This is a genomic window from Rhizobium sp. P1_E1, assembly GCF_056406015.1.
The window spans coordinates 1-1271 of record NZ_JBFUAY010000507.1; the positions used below are offsets into that span (position 1 = coordinate 1).

The following is a 1271-nucleotide window of genomic DNA, read 5'->3' on the forward strand; positions in this document are numbered from 1 at the left end:
GGATCGTCTCGATGATCTCATAGGTCTTCTCGCGGGCCGGATTGATGCAATTGTCGGGAAAGCCCTGAACCGAATAATAGCTGCCGACCTCGGCCGGATCGCGCAGCTCCGGTATCGCCTGCAGCATGGCGTAGCAATGGCCGGGGACATCGATCTCGGGCACGATCTCCACGCCGAAGCTCTTGCCATGGGCGACGATCTCGCGGATGGCGGCCTTGGTGTAATAGCCGCCGGTGCGGGCCGGGCTCGAACCGAGCAGCGGCGGAACGGCCAGACCGTGGCCGCGCCAGGCGCCGACCGCGGTCAGATCAGGATAGGCGTCGATCTCGACGCGCCACGCTTCGTCGTCGGAAAGGTGCCAGTGGAAGCGGTTGAGCTTGTTCCAGGCAAGCACCGCCAACAGCTTCTTGACCTCGGCGGCGCCGTAGAACTGGCGGGCGACATCGAGATGCAGCCCGCGCCAACCCATCGACGGCTCATCGACGATCTCGCCGGCGGCCGGAAACTGGAAGACCTCGGGATGCAGCCTTGCACCGCGCCAGATCTGGCCGAGCGTGACGAGACCGTAGAGGAAGCCGGTCCGGCTGCTTGCCTCGATCGTGATCGCCTCACCCTCGAAGCTCAGCCGATAGGCCTCCGGCCCGAAGCCGGCGGCATCCTTCAGGGTAACCGGAACCGCGCCTTCCGCCTCGCTCCGTACGATGCCCTCGACGGCAAAGAGATGCTCGACCAGCGCTGCGAAGTTTTGTGCTGCCGCCTCCCCTTCAGCGCTCTGCGCCTGCGGCGCAAAACCGGCCGGCAGCGGCCGGCGGGAAGTGACCGACACATGGTTCGGCCAGGGGATGATCGACACCTGAACGGGCGCATTGACGGGAACCGGATAGATCTCGGCGCCACGCTTCAGCGGTGCGTTGCTGACCGAAGATCGCGTCGGCTCGATGGTGAGGACGATYGTGCTGCCATCGGAAAGCGCGAGATAGCCGCTCGTCGCACCGTCCGTCCAGTGGCGGAACTGCCAGCTCAGCGCGTAGACCGAAATCGTCCACGTCTCGCCGGCGCCGAGAACGAAATTGGCCGGCGGTTGGAATTCGGTGAAATTCGAGAGCCTTTGTGAGACCGTCGCGCCTTCGACGCGACCCGCCGGATCGACACGACCCGGGCCGCTCACGCAGAGGGAGAAATTCGAAAGCGGCTCGGCGCCGAGGTTCTTGAGGCGCAGGACATAGGAAAACTCCTTACCATCAGCAGGCGGATTCCAAAGGGTTTCAAGC

Annotated in this window: 1 protein-coding gene; it reads right to left on the reverse strand. The window is 64.6% G+C overall.

Annotation, left to right across the window (positions count from 1 at the left end; genetic code table 11):
- On the reverse strand, window positions 1-1271 hold a 1271-nt coding region (locus tag AC1D1Z_RS37540), incomplete at both ends, for a family 20 glycosylhydrolase (RefSeq protein ID WP_477853905.1).